Annotated in this window: 10 protein-coding genes and 3 pseudogenes; 8 read left to right on the forward strand and 5 right to left on the reverse strand. The window is 70.8% G+C overall.

The window, feature by feature from the left end:
• The first annotated feature begins 4 nt into the window (after positions 1-4).
• The gene (locus tag ACIPSJ_RS29755) at positions 5-1,270 is read left to right on the forward strand and encodes a sugar ABC transporter permease (RefSeq protein WP_401350695.1); all 1,266 of its coding nucleotides are present in this window, start codon (positions 5-7) and stop codon (positions 1,268-1,270) included.
• Positions 1,271-1,481: 211 nt separating this feature from the next.
• On the forward strand, positions 1,482-2,549 hold the full coding sequence (locus ACIPSJ_RS29760) for a sugar ABC transporter substrate-binding protein (protein WP_401350698.1): 1,068 nt from the start codon (positions 1,482-1,484) through the stop codon (positions 2,547-2,549).
• Here ACIPSJ_RS29760 and ACIPSJ_RS29765 read toward each other — a convergent pair.
• Together ACIPSJ_RS29765 and ACIPSJ_RS29770 are read right to left on the reverse strand one after the other, a co-directional pair.
• Positions 2,506-2,941: pseudogene (locus tag ACIPSJ_RS29765) on the reverse strand (GIY-YIG nuclease family protein). The gene ACIPSJ_RS29760 and the pseudogene ACIPSJ_RS29765 overlap by 44 nt on opposite strands.
• Positions 2,935-3,090 (reverse strand): annotated as a pseudogene (locus tag ACIPSJ_RS29770) (Uma2 family endonuclease); the annotation flags it as partial. The pseudogenes ACIPSJ_RS29765 and ACIPSJ_RS29770, both read right to left, overlap by 7 nt.
• Before the next feature lie 80 nt (positions 3,091-3,170).
• On the opposite strand from ACIPSJ_RS29770, the gene ACIPSJ_RS29775 reads away from it, so the two are divergent.
• From ACIPSJ_RS29775 to ACIPSJ_RS29790, 4 genes are all read left to right on the forward strand, one after another.
• Positions 3,171-3,719, forward strand: a complete 549-nt coding sequence (locus tag ACIPSJ_RS29775; RefSeq protein WP_359223132.1) for a SigE family RNA polymerase sigma factor — start codon at positions 3,171-3,173, stop codon at positions 3,717-3,719.
• Positions 3,716-4,435, forward strand: a complete 720-nt coding sequence (locus ACIPSJ_RS29780; protein ID WP_401350701.1) for a SecDF P1 head subdomain-containing protein — start codon at positions 3,716-3,718, stop codon at positions 4,433-4,435. Before ACIPSJ_RS29775 ends, ACIPSJ_RS29780 begins: the two co-directional genes overlap by 4 nt.
• A 797-nt stretch (positions 4,436-5,232) precedes the next feature.
• Positions 5,233-5,799, forward strand: a complete 567-nt coding sequence (locus ACIPSJ_RS29785) for a hypothetical protein (protein WP_401350704.1) — start codon at positions 5,233-5,235, stop codon at positions 5,797-5,799.
• Between the two features lie 59 nt (positions 5,800-5,858).
• Positions 5,859-6,404, forward strand: a complete 546-nt coding sequence (locus ACIPSJ_RS29790; protein ID WP_401350706.1) for a hypothetical protein — start codon at positions 5,859-5,861, stop codon at positions 6,402-6,404.
• Between the two features lie 164 nt (positions 6,405-6,568).
• Here the strand turns inward: ACIPSJ_RS29790 and ACIPSJ_RS29795 are convergent, their stop codons facing one another.
• Together ACIPSJ_RS29795 and ACIPSJ_RS29800 are read right to left on the reverse strand one after the other, a co-directional pair.
• A complete protein-coding gene (locus ACIPSJ_RS29795; RefSeq protein ID WP_401350708.1) occupies positions 6,569-7,135 on the reverse strand; it encodes a Uma2 family endonuclease in 567 nt (188 codons plus the stop codon).
• 1,214 nt (positions 7,136-8,349) lie between these two features.
• On the reverse strand, positions 8,350-12,015 hold the full coding sequence (locus ACIPSJ_RS29800) for a hypothetical protein (protein WP_401350710.1): 3,666 nt from the start codon (positions 12,013-12,015) through the stop codon (positions 8,350-8,352).
• Between the two features lie 192 nt (positions 12,016-12,207).
• Between ACIPSJ_RS29800 and ACIPSJ_RS29805 the strand changes: the two genes are divergently transcribed.
• Complete coding sequence (locus ACIPSJ_RS29805) at positions 12,208-15,570, forward strand: S8 family peptidase (protein ID WP_401350712.1); 3,363 nt, start codon at positions 12,208-12,210, stop codon at positions 15,568-15,570.
• Positions 15,571-15,680: 110 nt separating this feature from the next.
• Positions 15,681-15,939, forward strand: a pseudogene (locus tag ACIPSJ_RS29810) (zinc-ribbon domain-containing protein).
• A gap of 899 nt (positions 15,940-16,838) precedes the next feature.
• Here the strand turns inward: ACIPSJ_RS29810 and ACIPSJ_RS29815 are convergent.
• Positions 16,839-17,363, reverse strand: coding sequence for a hypothetical protein (locus ACIPSJ_RS29815; RefSeq protein ID WP_401350714.1), 525 nt, complete (start codon positions 17,361-17,363; stop codon positions 16,839-16,841).
• Between the last annotated feature and the right edge of the window lie 354 nt (positions 17,364-17,717).

Consider the following 17,717-nt stretch of genomic DNA (forward strand, 5'->3'; position numbering starts at 1 on the left):
TGACATGCCGGACGAGACGCGGGCCGATTCCGCGGCAGCCACCGCGAAAGCCCGTCAGCGTCGTGCCGGGCGGGCCGTCACCCATGCCCTGGTGGGCTGGATCGCCGTCCGGCGGCGCAGGCTGAGCGGCGGTGAGCTGGGCTGTCTTCCCGGCACCCTCGTCCTCGCCGCGGTCTGGATCACCTTCCAGAGCCTGAACTCCAGCTTCCTCTCGCCCCGCAACCTGTCCAACCTCGGCGTGGACATCGTGGGCACGGGCCTCATCGCGGTGGGCATCGTCTTCGTGCTGCTGCTCGGTGAACTCGACCTGTCCGTCGGCTCGATCAGCGGGTTCGCCGCCGCGGTCTTCGCGGTGCTCAACGTCAACAACGGCGTGCCGGAATGGCTCGCCCTGATCGCCGCCGTGCTGACGGGGACCGTCGCGGGAACCCTCCAGGGGTACTCCATCGCCAGGACCCGGGTGCCGGCCTTCGTGATCACCCTCGCCGGGCTGCTGACGTGGAACGGCCTCATGCTCGTCATCCTCGGCACCAGCGGCACCATCAACCTCGACGACAACGGGCTCATCGCCGGCCTCACCAGCTACTACTTCACCAACGCCGGCGTCGCCTACGCGGTGGCGGCACTCGCCACAGCTCTGGTCTTCTTCGCCGCCTACCTGAACAGGCGCCGCCGCATGGCCCTCGGCATGTCACACCTCCCGCTGCACGTCATCGGGGTGCGCACAGGCGTAGTGGCGGTGATCGGGTTCGGCTCCGCCTATCTGCTGAACCAGTTCCAGGGCCTGCCGCTGGCTCTGCTGATCTTCCTTGCCACGGTGGCGGGTCTCGACATCGTGCTCCGGCGTACGCGCTACGGACGGCAGGTCTACGCCCTGGGGAGCAGCGTCGAGGCGGCCCGTCGCGCCAGCCTCGGCGTGACCGGCGTACAGACGGCCGTGCTCGCGGTCTCCGGCACCCTGGCGGCGACCGGCGGCCTGTTCCTGGCCTCGCGCATCACGTCGGTGAGCCAGAACTCCGGCTCCGGCGTCCTGCTGCTCAACGCCATCGCTGCCGCCGTCATCGGCGGTACCAGCCTGTTCGGAGGACGCGGTACGACCTGGTCCGCAGTGCTCGGCATGCTGGTCATCCAGTCGATCGCCTCGGGCATGGCCCTCACCGACACGCCCACCGCCGTCCAGCTGGTGATCACGGGCGGGGTGCTCTTCGCCGCGGTGGTCATCGACTCGCTGTCCCGACACACGCAGCAGGCGCACGGGCGCGCCGCCTGACGCTTCCACGAGGCAGATGACCGGGCAGGAATGGGATTCCTGCCCAGGTATATTAGATATTGAGACAGTTTGATGTCGGCCGGGTGGCATGTGTCCGCCGGCCAAGTGAGCCCGCCACCAACCCCGGGGTCCGAGTGAGCCGGCGTTTCACAGCCGGCCCTTCCGAGGGTGAGACGGCAGGCGCTTCGGGACGCACCACGAGGTAGTACCGATGAGGCCCAGACCCGTCCTCTGCTCCGCTGCTTCCGTCCTCTCCGCACTCGTGTTGCTCAGCGCCTGCAGCGGCGGCTCGGGCGGCACGGACCCGTCGAGCGGCGGCAAGCCGCTGGTCGGCGTCGACTATCCGCGCTCCGACACCGACTTCTGGAACGCGTACATGAAGTACACGCCCGAGTACGCCAAGCAACTCGGCCTCTCGCTCAGGACGACCAACTCGCAGAACGACGTCGCGAAGCTCGCCGCCAACGGGCAGACACTCATCCTCCAGGGCGCCAAGGGCATCGCGATGGCCCCGCAGAGCACATTTGCCATTGGGCCGATCCTGGCGCAGTTGCAGGCGGCGAAGATCCCGGTCGTCACCATCGACACCCGCCCCGACACCGGCAAGGTCTACATGGTGGTCCGCGCCGACAACCGCGTCTACGGCGAGAAGGCATGCAAGTACCTGGGCACCAAGCTGGGCGGCAAGGGCAAGGTCGTGATGCTCGAGGGTGACCTCTCGTCGATCAACGGCCGTGATCGCACCGAGGGGTTCAACGCCTGCATGAAGGCGACCTACCCGGGCATCAAGGTGTTCGGAGAGGCCACCGACTGGGACGGGGCCGTCGCCGCGCAGAAGCTCCAGAACGCCCTGACCGCCCACCCGGACATCAAGGGTGTCTACATACAGTCCAGCTTCGCCCTTTCCGGCACGCTGCACGAGCTCAGGGAGCAGGGGCTGCTGGTCGGCCCGAGAAACCCGAAGCACGTGTTCGTCGTCTCCAACGACGGCGTCCCCAGGGAACTCAAGTACATCTCCGACGGCGACATCGACGCCACCGTGTCCCAGCCGGTCGACCTCTACGCCAAGTACGCCCTGTACTACCTGAAGGCCGCGATCGACGGGAAGACCTTCAAGCCCGGCAAGACCGACCACGACAGCACCATCGTCCAGGTCCGCCCCGGACTCCTGGAGGACCAGCTCTCCGCCCCGCTCGTCACCGCCGACGGCGGCACGTACGGCGGCGTCCCCAGCCTCAAGAGCACCGACACGTCCCTGTGGGGCAACAGCCTCGGCTGACCGAACCCCTCCGGGACCGGCTACGGACTGTCCCTCGCCCTCCTCGCGGGGCGGATCGTCTGCGGCCGCTTCGCTCTTCGGCCCGCAGGTCCTTGAGGCGGCCGTGCAACGCGTTGTGGCGGTTCTGGTCGAGGTTCAGCGGCAGGTCGAGTCGAGAGATGAGTTCCGACTCCAAGGCCCAGGGCTCGTCGTGCTCGATCCAGCACACTTGTGTGTTCTTCAAGCCCGAGCAGACAGCCGAGTGTGAGGCGCGGCGTCGAGCCGGCCGCGTTGCCTCGGTAGTGGTACCGCACGCGCTTTCGCAGGTTCTGCGTGCTGGTCCGGTTCGCCATGTACCGCGGGGCTATGCCCACGTAGAGCAGGCGTCCGGCAGCCAGATCCGAGTGTTCCACTCCGGGCCCGCGGCGGCGTCCGGGCCGTTCGCCAGAATCCGCGCCGGCCGATTGTGCCGCTTGGACGCGCTCGGACTCACGACGACCGTCCCGTCCACGATCTCGACACCCGCGCACCGCTCCTCGGACCAGGACTCGTACTCCTCCGCCGTGGTCGAGAAAGTGTGACCGGCAGGGCAGTCGAACTTCCTTCCCCACCCGTCTTTACAGAGGAACGAGGGAGGGCACATTGAACGCCGACGAGGAACGCCAGTTCCGAGAGTTCGTGGCGGCGCGGTCAAGACCGCTGCTGCACACGGCGTACCTGCTGACCGGGGACTGGGAGCAGGGCCGGGACCTGCTCCAGACCGCGCTTGCCGCCACCGCCCGGCGTTGGTCGAAGCTGCGTGACCGGGAACAGCCGGAGATCTATGTGCGCCGGGCGCTCTACCACGCCCAGGTGGATCGCTTCCGGCTCCTCAGCTGGGGGCGGGAGACGGTCACGGACACCCTGCCGGACCGGCCGTCCGGGCAGGCCGCCGACTGGGCCGACACCGTGGTCCAGCGGCAGGACATCATGGCCGCGCTGCGGCGGCTGCCCAAGCGCCAGCGTGCGGTGATCGTGCTGCGTTACTTCGAGGACCGGCCGGACAACGAGATCGCCGCGATTCTGGGCATCGCCCAGGGGACGGTCCGCAGCCAGACGCACAAGGCACTCGCCTCTCTCCGCACCACCCTGGCCGAGGCGGGGCCGTCGGCCTCCTCCTCCACCGCCTCCGGAAGGGGCGTCATCGCATGAACGACTCGATCGAACACCCGCTGCACGAAACGTTGCTGCACGATGCCCTGCACACCCACGTGCGGGAGAGCGGCGGTGACGTCGCCGGTGCCTGCCTGGCCGGCCTGGCGGACGGTGCTCTGCGGGCCGCCCAGCGGCGACAGCGGCTGACCCGCGCCGGGGTCGGCGTCGCCGCCGTGGCCGTGGTCGCCACCGCCTGGGCGGCCGTCGGCGACGGCGCGACCCCCCGCGCGCACGTGGTGCAGCCCGCTGCGGGAGGTGGCACGGGGAACTCGGGGAAGGCGGTCCCGATCTCCCTTCTGCCGGTCACCTCGTCCAAGGAGCAAGCCTGCCCCCGAGGCAGCGGCGGCTACACCGTGCGTGCGACCGCGACCCAACCCGCGCTCTGTGTCCGCGTCGACCGGGCCAGGGGCATGACGGACGTCCATGCCACCTCCGCGAAGGCCGAGAAAAGCGCCATCGACGGCACGTGGCAGGTCGAGGTGACCCTCAGCCCCACCGACCGGACCCGATTCGCCGCCCTCACCGGCTCCATCGCGGCGGCCCCGGTCCCGCGCAACGAGTTCGCCATCGTCATCGACGGCGAGCTGCGCGGTGTGCCCTACGTGAGTTCCTCGATCACCGGCGGCCGTTTCGAAATCGTCGGGGCCTACGTCGGCGACCTCACCAGTACCACCGCCCACGACCTCGCCCACCGGCTGGATCCCGGCAGGTGAACGGTCAACCCCGGCTACCGCGTTGACACACCGGCGAGGAGAAGCAGTGGCGGCTGACGAGAACCGGGGCCATGCGCCGTTCAGCGGTCCGGCACGTCGTACCCGGGTTCGCCCGACGCGGGAAACCCCGGTTCGAAGGCGGGCCACGGCCATCCCCTCCCGGCTGCTCGGCTCTGCCCGGGACACGACCTTCAGCACACGGGGAACGCCCTCGCCGTGCCCGGAGCGAGCCTGCGTGAGCTGATCCCCCCCCGATGATCACGGCACAGGGCCAGTTCGAGGGGATCATGCCCCTGAACTGGCCCTTGGTCCTGTGCCCCCGCCAGGATTCGAACCTGCGACACCCGCTTCAGGAGTTTTCCTTGGGCGGGGCCGTGACCTGCATGTGTGCTGAATCCGTTTCGTCGAGGACTGTTGGCGAGGCCGAGGCTTCTCCTTCCCCAGGCTCTCCATGATGGACACCCCTTCGGGGCAGAAACCCTGATCTCAAGCGTCCGCCGAAGCGGATCAAGCTCACCGACCACTGGTGCCGCCGCCACGGACACCGTGCCGGTGTCGAGGGCACCGTCTCCCAAGCAGTCCGTGCGTCCGGCCTGGGCGGATCCCGCTACCGCAGCCTCGTCAAGACCGGCCTTTGGCGGTAATGCGCCCAGTCAGGGCCTTCGTTGCGTGGCAGCCGGCCGTGCCCGCCTGGCGGGTTTACACGATGGGGTGAATCCAGCAGGTAAGCGGCAACCGGCCGCCATCTTCACATGTCACACATCTTGCTTTCGACAGCGGACACCTCAGGGGGACCCATGAGTAACCAGCCGCCCCAGCATCCCGGATGGGCTGGCCAGCAGCCGTACGGGCAGCCGACGTTCCAGCCGCAGCCGCCGAAAAAGGGACCTGGTGCAGGGAAGGTCATCGGTTTCGGCTGTCTCGGCCTCGTCGGCGTGGCTGTCGTCCTTGGCATCGCAGCCACTGCCGTCAGCGGCAGCGGCTCGAAGTCCACGTCCACCACCACGACCGGCAACCAGACGGCCGCCGATGCCAAGGGAGACAGCAAGGGGTCCGGCGCCCCGAAGACCGTCGTCTTCAAAGTCTGGGGCACCGCCCCGGCCGGAGCGCTCGGTGGTCTCGACATCAACTACGGCTCTGACAGCGACACCCGCAAGGGCGTGTTCGAGAACGGCAAGTTCGAGGCCACCCTGCCCCTCACGAAGGGGGCGATGTATTACACGCTGAACGCCCAACTGCAGGGTTCGGGGGACATCAACTGCAGCGTGACCGTGGACGGGCAAACGAAGTCCGGGCACGCGTCGGGCGGCTACAACATCTGCGACGCCCAGCTCAGCGGCGACTTCACCGGTGGCTGGCAGTAAGAGCGGTCCGGATTCCCGGCTGCCCATCCTCGAACCGAACAACTGCGTCTGGGGGAACCATGACCGACACCGGCACACCGCCGATGCCGTCGTACAGCCCGACACCACCGGTGAAGAAGTCCCGCGCCGGCCTGGTCATCGCGGCTTCGGCCGCCGCCGTCATCGTGGCGGTCGTCGGCACCGGCATGGCCGTAGTGCACTCCGGCCACGGCAGCGAGCAGGCCGCAGCCGCCAGTCCGACGGGCGGCGCTACGGAGGCGACCGCCACGGAGACACCGACCCCCGCGCCGTCGTACGACGAGGTGACCGCCGACAGCTTCACCATCGAGCTGAGAACCACGAAGCGGCAGTGTTTCGGGACGGCCGGCTGCAATGTGACGGTCGAGCCGACCCTCACCTACCTGGGGGACAGCGGGAGTATCGACCCGGACGCCGTCTACGAGATCACCTACGAGATCCACGGCGACGAGTCCGGCCCGGTCATCGAGACAGCCGAACTGTCGGACCGGACGAGCCTGAACTACACGCCGTCCATGATCAGCACTGCATCGGCGGGCACGAACGTATCCGTGGAGATCACCGACGTCACAGCCCAGGGAGGATGAGGCGTCGAAAGCCGGGCGTGCGGCGGCCTTGCTTCCCGACCCCCAACCCGGTTGGAGGCCGACGTCGCGCAAGGCCCGATTCAACCAACAGCACCCCTGATGGCGTACGGGGGCGTTCGCGTCCGGAGTGACCTGCGGTTTCCCCCTGATCGGTTAGGCGATGCTCAGTGCCGGCCGAGGTCGATCTCCACCGGGAAGGGGGCTGCCGCCTTGACCGTGCCCGTGAACACGTCTCCGTCCCGGTAGGTCTTCGTCGCGGGGTCGAGGACGTAGGTGTATACGAGCGGGACGCCTGTCGCGGCCTGCTCGACGCGCCAGTAGAAGGCGATGCCTGCCTTGGCGTACTGGTCGACCTTCACGATCCGGTCGGTGGTCTCCGAGCCCGGCGACACCACCTCCGCGACCAGCAGCACGTGCTCGGGGCGGGTGGGGGAGATGTCGATCGTGTCGGCGCGGTACACGACGACGTCCGGGCGGCGATTGGTGAGCGGGATGTCCTGGAGCCGGACGTCGAAGTCCGTGTCGGCGTTCCACTCCGGGCCCGCGGCGGCGTCCAGGTTGTTCGCCAGAATCCGCGCCGGCCGGTTGTGCCGCTTGGACGCGCTCGGACTCACGACGACCATCCCGTCCACGATCTCGATACCCGCGCACCGCTCCTCGGACCAGGACTCGTACTCCTCCGCCGTGATCTGCTCGTGCATCCACGCCGGGGCCACCATCTCGGCCGTCACGAAGCACCTCCCGGACACTGTGCCGCGGGCCTGATCCCGCTGGATTCAGCGTGCTGTCTGCCATCCGCCCGGCACGCTGATCGCGCCCGCACCCTTCCCCGTCGGGCGGTGTCCGACCAGCGAGCCCAATACGGTGAGGAACCGGCGCGGAGGACTCGTCACCGGGAGATCGGAACAGACCAGCGGCACCACTGACCTGATGGCCACACCGGGAGCGCTGCACCACGCGGCGACGTGAACCGTGGCCGAACCCTGGGCGGCAGGACGCACCGAACGTCGAACGGTGGCTGGACTCTGCGGCCCGCCCGCCGTGACCGCGACCGCGCTCTCGGGTCCGCGAGACCTGCGGGCCCCCGCACGACAGGTGCACGCCGAGAAGTTCGGCCTGGCCTTGAACCGGGAAGCGGCCGCGGACGAGGAGCCCGACACCGATCAGAGCGCCTCTCTGGCGAGGAAACCCCGGGTCAGAGCGGTAACGCGTGGTGCCCCCGGCAGGGTGGCCTGCGGAATTACCGCTCCATCGGTTTCACGTGTTTGCTGGGCTTCTCGTCCTCATCTTGCATCCGTTCCCCGCAGGTATCGTTCGGGCTGGAACGCTCGTCCCCGCTGCCGGATTTCCCGGTACCTGGGGAACGAGTGAAGTCGATGCGGGCCACCAGACCGATCAGCATGCACAACGCCGTTCGAGAAGGAGACGTCCGGTGCCCAGAGCAGGATCGAAGACTCCCGTGGCGTGGCCCCTGTCATCGGTCCGTACGCCGCGGGCAACGACTCAACCACGGCCACGCAGAGGCCAGGTGGCGCATTCCTGATCCGGGCCGTCCGCGGCAGCCGACGCAGCTGTGGGCCCCGGAAGCCGGGAGCGAGCGCAGAACCGCTACCGGCCGGTGCGGGCGGCCCCATGGGGGCTGGCCGATGTCCGGATGACGAGGCGGTGCGGCACCGTGACAGGGGAACCGTGGCCCGGAACGTTCGAGCTCACGGCCTGCGGAGAGCCCGCTGTCGAGGCCTGCCCGCACCCGTCTGCAGTACGTCCTGACCGCCATGGCCTGCAACCTCGGCCGTCTCGCCGGCTGGTACGACACCGCCCCATCGGCCCGCCGGGCGTCCCGCTGTCACGCCCTCTGCGACACAGTGGGATTCGCGATCACCTGACCGCCAAAGACCCCCAACAGGGGCACGGCATTGGACCTAGCCCGGTCGGCGTCACCGTGTCAGCCGCACGCCTTCCGGTACGGCAGCCCCGACAGGTACGTCTTCCAGGCGGCCCGGGTCAGCTCGACCGCCGTACGGGAACAGATCTGTTCGGCGACCCGCATGGAGTCGACGGCGTAGCGCCGGAGGGCGACATGGGCACCGCTCGCGTACAGCGTGCGGCTGTCGGCGGCGAAGGCGAGGGAGTCGATGGCCTCGCCGGGGGTGGGGAGCGGGCCGCCGAGGGGCTGCCAGGTCCCGGTGTCCCAGAGCTGGAGGGTGCCCGTGTCGCCGCCGACGGCGAGGGTGCGGCCGTCGGGGCTGAGTGCGAGGGTGCTGATTGACTCGGGGCTGTCGGCCGGGGCGTCGGGGAAGACGTCGGTGAGCACGCCGGTGCGGTGGCCGAGGCCGCCGTCCCAGAGGGCGACGCGGCCGGTCCGGTCGCTCGCGGCCAGCCGGGAGCCGTCCGCGGTGAAGGCCAGGGTCGTGATGTCCCCGCCCTGGACGAGGCCACGGGCCCTGGCGCGGGCCGCCGGGAGGCGGGCGGCGCGGTTGTCGCCGACGAGGAGGCGGCCGTCGGCGCGGAGAGCGAGGTGGGTGCTGTTCAGGCCCGGGACCGTGCCCGTTCTGCGGTGGGTCGTCGTGTCCCAGACCTCGTCCCGCACCTCGCCGTAATCCATCGGGCGGGCGGCGTAGAGGGTGCGCCCGCCGGGGCCGAGGGCGAGGGTGGCGACGCCCTCGCCCGGGGCCAGGTCCAGGGTGCTCAGGACGCGGGCACGGCGGACGTCCCAGACGGTGACCGGCTGCGAGGCATCCCCGGCGGAGGTCGAGACGCCGTACGCGAAGCTCCCGCCGTCCGGGTCGAACGCCATCAGGGGGACGGCGGGCAGCGAGACCGCGGACAGCGGTGGCAGGGTGCGGATCACGTGTCCGTCGGCCGTGTCGCGCAGCTCGAAGTGGTAGTGGCCGGCGGTGAGTCGAGCCGTGGCGAGGGTGCGGCCGTCCGGGGAGAGAAGGGTGTCGTCGAGGGCGTCGGTGCGCCAGGCCGGTGTGGTGGCCGTCGTGATGTCGTACGAGTGGACCGTACTGCCCCGCAGGAGGCGCAGGACGGTCCGGTCGGGGTCCCAGGCGAGGGTGGCGTCGGTCTGCCGGTCGTCGAGGGAGCGGCGCAGGACGGGGGTGTCGGGGGCCGACAGGCGCCAGACCTCCAGCTCCGTGTCGTCGGCGGTCGCCAGGAACCGCCCGTCCGCGCTGAAGACCGCCGACTGCGCCTGCGGTGCGGTCAGGTCGGCGACCTGACGTCCTGTGCCGGTGTCCCAGACGTGGACGCCGTCGGCGGTGAGGACGGCGAACCGGTGCCCCGCGCCGAACACCACCTGCGTGCCGTCCTGGTCGCACAGCCCGTCGGCGCCGGTCCAGGCGCCGTTCAGGACGCGATGAGTGCGCACGTCCCAGACCTGCGGGGCCCGGCCCCCGGCGCAGACGGCGGCCTGCCGGTCGTCGGGGCTCGGGGCGAGGTACGCCACGTCCGACGCCCGGACCTCCAGGAGCGGACGGCCGCCCGGGAGGGAGCGCAGCTGTACGCGGTCCTCGGCCGAGTCGCTCACCACGTAGCTGTGGCCGCCGGTGCCGAAGGCGATGTCGGTGACGGCCTTGGGCAGGAAGCCGGGGGCACCGGTCCAGCGGCCCTCGATGGTGTTCCACAGCCGTATGCCGTCGTCCGTGGTGAGGGCGAGGGCGCGGCCGTCGGGGCCGGCCGCGAACACCTGGGCGCCTGATGGGAGCCGGCCCGAGGCGGTACGGCGGTGGGTGGCGATGTCCGAGATGCGCCAGGTGCGGTCGTCGACGGCGAGCAGGGTGCGGCCCGAGCCGGTGAGGAAGGCGTTGGGCGCGGGGTCGGTGAAGGCGTCCGACTCGCTCTGGGTGAGCGCGGTGAACAGGGCGTGGCGGGTGTCGGAGAGGGCCGAGGTGCGCCAGGCGGCCACGTCGAGGAGCAGCGCGGTGCGCGGGTCGGTGGCGCGCAGGGAGTCGGCGACGACGGCGACCCGGCGGGCGGCGGCGTCGGTGCGCTGCCGCTCGCCCGCACGGTACTGGGTCCACGCGACGAGGCCGGCCAGCAGGGCCACGACCAGGACCGCGGACAGCGAGGTGAGGAGCGCGCGGGCCCGGCGGGCGGTACGGGCGGCCGTACGGTGCTCGGCCTCGCGGGCCTCCAGCGCCGCCGCGAGGAACTCCCGTTCCGTGGCGGTGAGTTCGTGGTCGTCCGGGAAGAGCTCCCGGATGCGGTCGAGGCGGGTGCCGCGGTAGAGGGCGCCGGGGTCGCGCTTGCTCTCCGCCCAGGCCTGGGCGGCCTCGGTCAGCCGCCGGTGGTGGCGCAGCCGCTCGCGCTCCTCCTCCAGCCAGCCCGCCAGCCGGGGCCAGCAGGTGAGCAGGGCTTCGTGGGCGAGCTGGACGCCGTCCTCGTCGGAGGTCAGCAGCCGGGCGCCGACCAGCCGGCCGACCACGGCCCGCACGGCGGGGTCCGCCCACTCGTCCAGCTCGGCGCGGGTCAGCGGGCGCCGGGTGTCGGGGGTGCCCCGGCCGGGCTCCACCATCCGCAGCAGCACCTGCCGGGCCGCCCGCGCCTGCGCCGCGGGCAGTTCGCCGTACGCCTCCTCCGCGGTCGCCGCGATCGCGCCCCGCACCCCGCCCGCCGCCTCGTACGCGGCAGGCGTCAGCAGCCGGCCGCGGCGCCGGCGCCAGGTCTCCAGCAGGGCGTGCGACAGCATCGGCAGCCCGCCCGGCTCGTCCAGGACCTCCTCGACGATCCGCGCGGTCAGCTCCCGCTCCACCAGCAGCCCGGTCGCGGCGGCCGGCCGGACCACCGCCTCCCGCAGCTCGTCGGCGGTCATCGGACCGAGGGACAGGGCGGCCCCGTGCAGGGCGTCGGCCAGACCCCGGTGCTCCAGGCAGCGGCCGTAGAAGTCCGCCCGTACGGCGATCAGGACCCGCAGCCCGCTGCCCGGCGCCCGCGCGGCCAGCAGCAGGTCGATGAAGCGGGCCCGCTCGGCCGGCTCCCGGCACAGCGTGAACACCTCCTCGAACTGGTCGACCACGACCCAGCTCTCCCCGCCCTCGCCGGGTGTCAGCAGATGCCCGTAGGTCGCGGCGGGGCGCGGACCGGGCGTGAGGATCCGCAGCACCGCCGGACCGCCCCGCGCCCGCTCCTGGAGACGGGGGATCAGCCCGGCCCGCAGCAGCGAGGACTTGCCGCTGCCGGACGCCCCGAACAGCACCGCCAGCCGGTGGTCCCGGACCAGGGCGGCGATCTGCTCCGCCATGCGGTCGCGGCCGAAGAACAGGTCCCGGTCGCCGGGTTCGAAGCGGCCGAGTCCCCGGTACGGCGGGCTCGTGTCCGGCGTCTCCTCCCGCACGGACTCCGCGGTGGCCGCCTCGGCCTCCTTCCAGCGCGCCTCCCACTCCCCGGGGTCGCCGCCGCAGGCGCGCACATAGCCGCGCAGCACGTCGAGCTTCGGCAGCCGCTCCCCGGCCGCCGCCCGGGACAGGGTGGTCGCGGAGACGCCGACGGCCGCCGCCATGGTCTTGTACGACGGACCGCCGGCCGTCCGGCGCAGCGCGCGCAGGTCATGCGCGAGGCGCTGCGCCGGCCCCGCCTCGGGGTCCAGAGGTCTCTCGGGGCGTCCCATCGGCCGCCTCCCTCACTGTCGTACGCGAACAACCGCCGCAGTGCCGGGCGGCCCGTCCGGCTAGATGCGGTTCGCCGGCGAAAGGTTGATTCACCTGGCGGGGGAGGGCTGTGCATCAACTCCCGGGCGGCGAGGGTCGGTGGCGGACCACTCGACATCCGACATCCGTCTCGAACATCTCGAAGGGGAACCTTGCGCAGCCACGTGAAAAGAGCATGCGTCGCCGGTGCGGCGGCGACGGCGGCCCTCGCGCTCGCCGCGGGACTCACCGGCACGGCCCGGGCGACGGCCGCGCCGCTGCCCGCCGCCGCGTCCGGCCTGAAGTCCGCCGAAAGCACGGCGGGACGCCACCTCATCACCCTGATCACCGGTGACCGGGTCGTCGTCGACGCCAAGGGCCAGGTGGTCGGCGTGCGGCGGGCCAAGGGCCGTGAGCACATACCCGTGCAGGTCCGTACGGTCGCGGGTCACACCCTTGTCGTACCGATGGACGCCCTGGGCCTCCTCGCGGGCGGCAGGCTCGACCGGCGGCTCTTCGACGTCACCGAGCTGAACAGGGCGGCCGTACGCAGGAGTCAGCGGCACGGACCGAAGGTCATCGTCGGCTACCGGGGCGCCGCCGAGGCCGCCAAGGCCGACGTCCGGGACTCGGGCACGCTCCGCCGCACCCTCACCGCGCTGGACGCGGACGCCGTGCAGACCACGGCCGGGGAGGCCCCCGACCTGTGGGACGCCGTCACCCACGGGGACGCCCTCGCCTCGGGCATCTCGCACATCTGGCTCGACGGCGTCCGCAAGGCCCGCCTGGACAAGTCCGTCCCCCAGATCGGCGCCCCCACCGCCTGGGCGGCCGGCTACACCGGCAAGGGCGTCAAGGTCGCCGTCCTGGACACCGGCATCGACACCACCCACCCGGATCTGAAGACCCAGGTGGTGGCCGCCAGGAACTTCACCAACTCGGCCGACACCACCGACCACTTCGGCCACGGCACCCATGTCGCGTCCATCATCGCGGGCACCGGCGCCGAGTCGGCCGGCAAGTACAAGGGAGTCGCGCCGGACGCCCGGCTGCTGAACGCCAAGGTGCTGGGCGACGACGGCTCCGGCGACGACTCCTCGATCCTCGCCGGCATGGAGTGGGCGGCCCAGCAGGGCGCCGACATCGTCAACCTGAGCCTCGGCGGCGGGGACACCGCGGGCGTCGACCCGCTCGAAGCCGAGGTCGACAAGCTCTCCGAGACCAAGGGCATCCTCTTCGCGATCGCCGCCGGCAACGAGGGCGAGGGCGGCGCCGGGACCGTCGACTCGCCGGGCAGCGCGGCCGACGCGCTCACCGTCGGCGCGGTCGACGGCTCCGACAAGCTGGCGTACTTCTCCAGCCGGGGCCCGACCGCCGACGGCACCCTCAAGCCCGATGTCACCGCCCCCGGCGTGAACATCACCGCGGCGGCGGCCAAGGGCAGCGTCATCGACAAGGAGGTCGGCGAGAACCCGCCCGGCTACCTGACCATCTCAGGTACGTCGATGGCGACCCCGCATGTCGCGGGCGCGGCGGCCCTGCTCAAGCAGGAGCACCCGGACTGGACGTACGCCGAGCTGAAGGCCGCGCTCGTCGCCAGTTCGAAGCCGGGCGACTACAGCCCCTTCGAGGGCGGCGCGGGCCGCATCCAGGTCGACAAGGCCATCGGGCAGACGGTGACCGCCGGGCCGGCCTCCCTCGACTTCCCGCTCCAGCAGTGGCCGCACACCGACGACACTCCGGTCACCAAGCGGCTGACGTACAGGAACAGCGGTACGAAGGGCGTCACCCTGGCGCTCTCCGTCGCGGGCAGCGACCCGGACGGCAAGGCGGCCCCGGCGGGCTTCTTCGGCCTCGGCGCCAGCACGGTCACTGTCCCGGCGGGCGGTACGGCCTCGGTGGACGTCACCGTGAACACCAAGCTGGGCGGGACGCTCGACGGCGGCTACTCGGCGCGGGTCACGGCGACGGGGGACGGCCAGAACGTCGTCACCTCGGTGGGCGTGATCCGGGAGACCGAGCACTACAACCTCACCCTGAAGTACATCAACCGCACCGGCGAGACCCCGCAGCACCTCGCGTCGCTGACGCCGGTGAGCGGTGACGCGGACCAGGTCCCGTGGATGTCGGACGTGTCGACCGGCGACACCGCCACCGTCCGCGTGCCCAAGGGCCAGTACCTCCTGGAGTCGGCCAGTTCGAAGAACCTCCAGACATACGAGGGCGGACTCGACTGGGTGGTCCAGCCCGGACTGGACATCACCAAGGACACGACGCTCACGATCGACCTGACGAAGACCAAGTCACCCGACATCACCGTGCCGGACCCGGCGGCCAAGCCGAACGGCGCCTGGGTGGGCTACCGGTACTACCGGACACCGAGCGCGTCCGGTGGCAACGGCGTCCTGATGAGCTCCTTCTCCGACATCCGCCTCGGACACGTCGGCCCGGACGTCGACTACTTCGCCCAGACCTGGTCCGGACAGTGGACCAAGGCCGGCAACACCGAGTACGACACGGCGGCCGCCGCCCCGGTCAAGCACTTCAGCACCTACTCCCGGCACTACAAGGCGGGCGACTTCGCCACGCTGAAGGTGGGCATGGGCTCCTCGGTCCCCGGCAAGACCGGCGCCATCGCGCTCACCGGCTCCGTGCCCAACGGCTACGGCTACATGTCCGCGGGCTCCGACGCGGTCGCGCAGAAGCTGCCCGGCATCCGCACTTACCACCTGTCGGCGCTGAGCGGCGTCACCTGGCGGCCCGACTTCTACCAGTACTCCGGGAAGAAGGACACCGACGGCAACCCGGTCGTCGAGGCGACCTCCGGGGCCGCCGACTACCTCGACCTCAAGGCGGGCCGGAGCTACCTGCAGAGGTTCAACACGGCGGTGGCCGGACCGCGGATCACGGCAGACGGCTCCGTCACGAACGGCGTCTTCCGCGACGGCAACCAGATCTCCGCCGGGCTCTCCGTGTTCACCGACGGCGGCGGACACGACGGCATCTCGGACTACACCTCGGCGAACACCACCCTCTACCGCAACGGCACGAAGGTCGCCTCCAACCACGACCCGCTCACCGGCAAGGAGTCCTTCAAGGTCCCGGCAGGTGAGGCGGCATACCGGCTCACGGCGTCGGTGCGGCGCAGCACCGGCCTCTCGGCCGTCTCCACCCGCGTCGACACGGCCTGGACCTTCCGCTCGAAGAAGCCGACCGACAGCCTGCCCGCCCAACTCCCGGCCTCCTCGGTCCGCTTCGGCACCACGACGGCGCTGGACAGCACGGTCCCGGCGGGCGCGAAGTCCACCTTCCCGGTCACCGTCCAGGGCCCGGCCAGGGGCATTGGCGTCAAGTCCCTCGCGGTGTGGGTGTCGTACGACCACGGCAAGACCTGGAAGAAGGCCACGGTCACCGGCGGCAAGGTGATGGTGAAGAACCCGGCGAAGGGCAAGTCCGTGTCCCTGCGCGCCAAGGTCACCGACAAGAAGACCAACACGTCGACGATCACGATCTACGACGCGTACTTCGGAAAGTAAGGCGGAGAGCAAGACGGGATCCACCGCCTGAAGGGCCTGCCGGGAACAGTCCTCCCGGCAGGCCCTTCGTCCGCCCACCCCATGTCCGACACGGGTCGCACCATGACACAGTGATCATCTTCGGTACCAAGGGCTACCTCTACCAGCTCGCGATGGGCACCAGGGTCTGCGGCCACTGCGGCAACCCCGCCGCCCACACCCTCAGGAAACGCGGTCACGAAGTTCACCCTGCTCTTCGTGCCCCAGTGCCTCGTCTCGACGAAGTACGCGTCCCAGTGCACCTTCTGCGGCGCGCGGCCCCGTCCCCCGACCGTGTCCGTGGCGGGGGCAGGGCCCCGACTCCCGCGGGCGGCCCGACGGAGCCGGTAGGGGTCTGATACCCCAACCTGGCCATGATGGCGATGGACCGGCAGGCGGACGCCCGGCGCGAGCTCTGGTGGTCATGGAGGGTGGGGTTCGCCGATCACCACAACGGAAGACCGTGCCTGCTGTGCCGGCATCGCCCGTCTTCGCTGGGCCGGCTCAGACGAACCGATCCGGCCCGCTCCGGTGAACTGCCCGCCTTGCTGGACCGGTTGCCGCCAGCGTGGCCGACGTCACCGGCTGTCGCCCGTCCTGGCCCTGGCCACCTGCGGAAACCTGGCCGGAGGGAGCGGACGAAGCGGAACATCCCAGCCCGGAGCCCGTGCCGGATCGTGCCGATCCGTCGGGAGAGATTCCGGAGATCAACTCTCCGTCCGCTCACGCAAACGGCCCCGGACAGGTCGTCCGAGGCCGAACAAGATCCCTCCCTGGGGGATAAACCCCAGGTCAGAGCGGTAACACGTTGTGCCCCCGGCAGGATTCGAACCTGCGACACCCGCTTTAGGAGTTTTCTCTGGGCAGGGCTTTGACCTGCGGAGACGTCGGTTGCAGGGTGCGTGGCCCGGGAAAACACCTCTACGTGGTTCTCGCGTGTTCACGGCGTTTCCCGGCCTCATGCGTGCTGAATCCGTGCTGGCGGGCCCTTCCCCTGCGAGTGCTTACTGGCCAGGTCGTCGGCAGGGGAGCCGACGGCATCGTGCACCACGAACCGGTCACCGTCCGAGCCGATCAGGATAGGCCGTGGCACCGACGAGCGCATGGGCAGAGGTGCATGGGCGAGTGTCGCTCCGGCGGGCGACGTCTGGGGCACTGTCCCTTGCGTACCAGTAGGTCACTCGGCGGACGGGTATGGTCCCGTCCGTCGTGAGGTTGACCTTGACCGAGCGGGCGGAGCGGCTCCGCCGTCAGCGGTTGCTCGTGGTTCCGATGCCGGAGATGTGGTTGTACCGCTCCACCAGCACGAAAAGCTTGATCTTCTGCGTCGTCTCCCCGCTGCCGAAGGTCAGGGTGACGATGACCTCATGGGCGTTGCCCACGGCACCGTTGTCGGTCACCGTCCACTTCCGCGGGACGTTCTGGGCACGCAGGACACCGTCCGCCCCGTGCTTCCTCTCCCAGGCCGCCAGTCGCCTGGCGAAGTCGGGCGTCAGGTAGTGCTTGCGGAGCACCGTTTCCAGCTTGGCGTCCGGGTCCGAGTAGTCGCCGATCGCGTCGATGTACGCGCCGTAGAAGTCGGCGACCCGGGTCACCACCTGGCCGCTCGTGCCGCTGACCGTCTGCAGCGCGGCGGTGGACGACTTTACGGGGGCTTGGACGGATGCCTGTGCCGACACCTGTGTCGACACACCGAGTCCGACAGCCAGGACGAGGCCGGCGGCGACGGCCGCGCGGCGGCTCGGACGACGGTGTGCGGGGGACTTCCTGTTCATGTGCATCTTCTTTCTCTGGTCCCTATGTGGTTGCTCTCGGCCCGGTGTCTTCGTGCCGGGGCCGTCGTGTGGCTGTCGCCTTTCCGGGTCGGCGGGCGCCGCCCCGGAGTCATGACCATCTGCTGCTGCGCGGACCCCTTCCCCTCCCCCTGCCGCGGCTCGGGACGCGATCGGTGACACCGAGTCCTGCTGAATCGCGCCGAATGACCCTGTCGGTGGTCGATGGGCCGCCCTCCCCACCCCCGTGGCGGAGGGCGGCCCCGGTCATCCGGTCGGCGGAGCTTCTCCACGGTCTTCTCGAAGGCCTTCACCGGCGCATGCCCGAAGTCGCCAGGAGGGTGTCAAAGACGCCCC

Origin of the sequence: Streptomyces sp. NPDC090088, from assembly GCF_044747345.1 — a bacterium.
In the GTDB taxonomy this organism is placed as follows: domain Bacteria; phylum Actinomycetota; class Actinomycetes; order Streptomycetales; family Streptomycetaceae; genus Streptomyces.

Excerpts from the sequence above, each read along its gene's own strand:
- ACIPSJ_RS29755 (WP_401350695.1), top strand. The coding sequence starts at position 5 with ATGCCGGACGAGACGCGGGCCGATTCCGCGGCAGCCACCGCGAAAGCC.
- ACIPSJ_RS29760 (WP_401350698.1), top strand. The coding sequence starts at position 1,482 with ATGAGGCCCAGACCCGTCCTCTGCTCCGCTGCTTCCGTCCTCTCCGCA.
- ACIPSJ_RS29780 (WP_401350701.1), top strand. The coding sequence starts at position 3,716 with ATGAACGACTCGATCGAACACCCGCTGCACGAAACGTTGCTGCACGAT.
- ACIPSJ_RS29785 (WP_401350704.1), top strand. The coding sequence starts at position 5,233 with ATGAGTAACCAGCCGCCCCAGCATCCCGGATGGGCTGGCCAGCAGCCG.
- ACIPSJ_RS29790 (WP_401350706.1), top strand. The coding sequence starts at position 5,859 with ATGACCGACACCGGCACACCGCCGATGCCGTCGTACAGCCCGACACCA.
- ACIPSJ_RS29800 (WP_401350710.1), bottom strand. The coding sequence starts at position 12,015 with ATGGGACGCCCCGAGAGACCTCTGGACCCCGAGGCGGGGCCGGCGCAG.
- ACIPSJ_RS29815 (WP_401350714.1), bottom strand. The coding sequence starts at position 17,363 with ATGAACAGGAAGTCCCCCGCACACCGTCGTCCGAGCCGCCGCGCGGCC.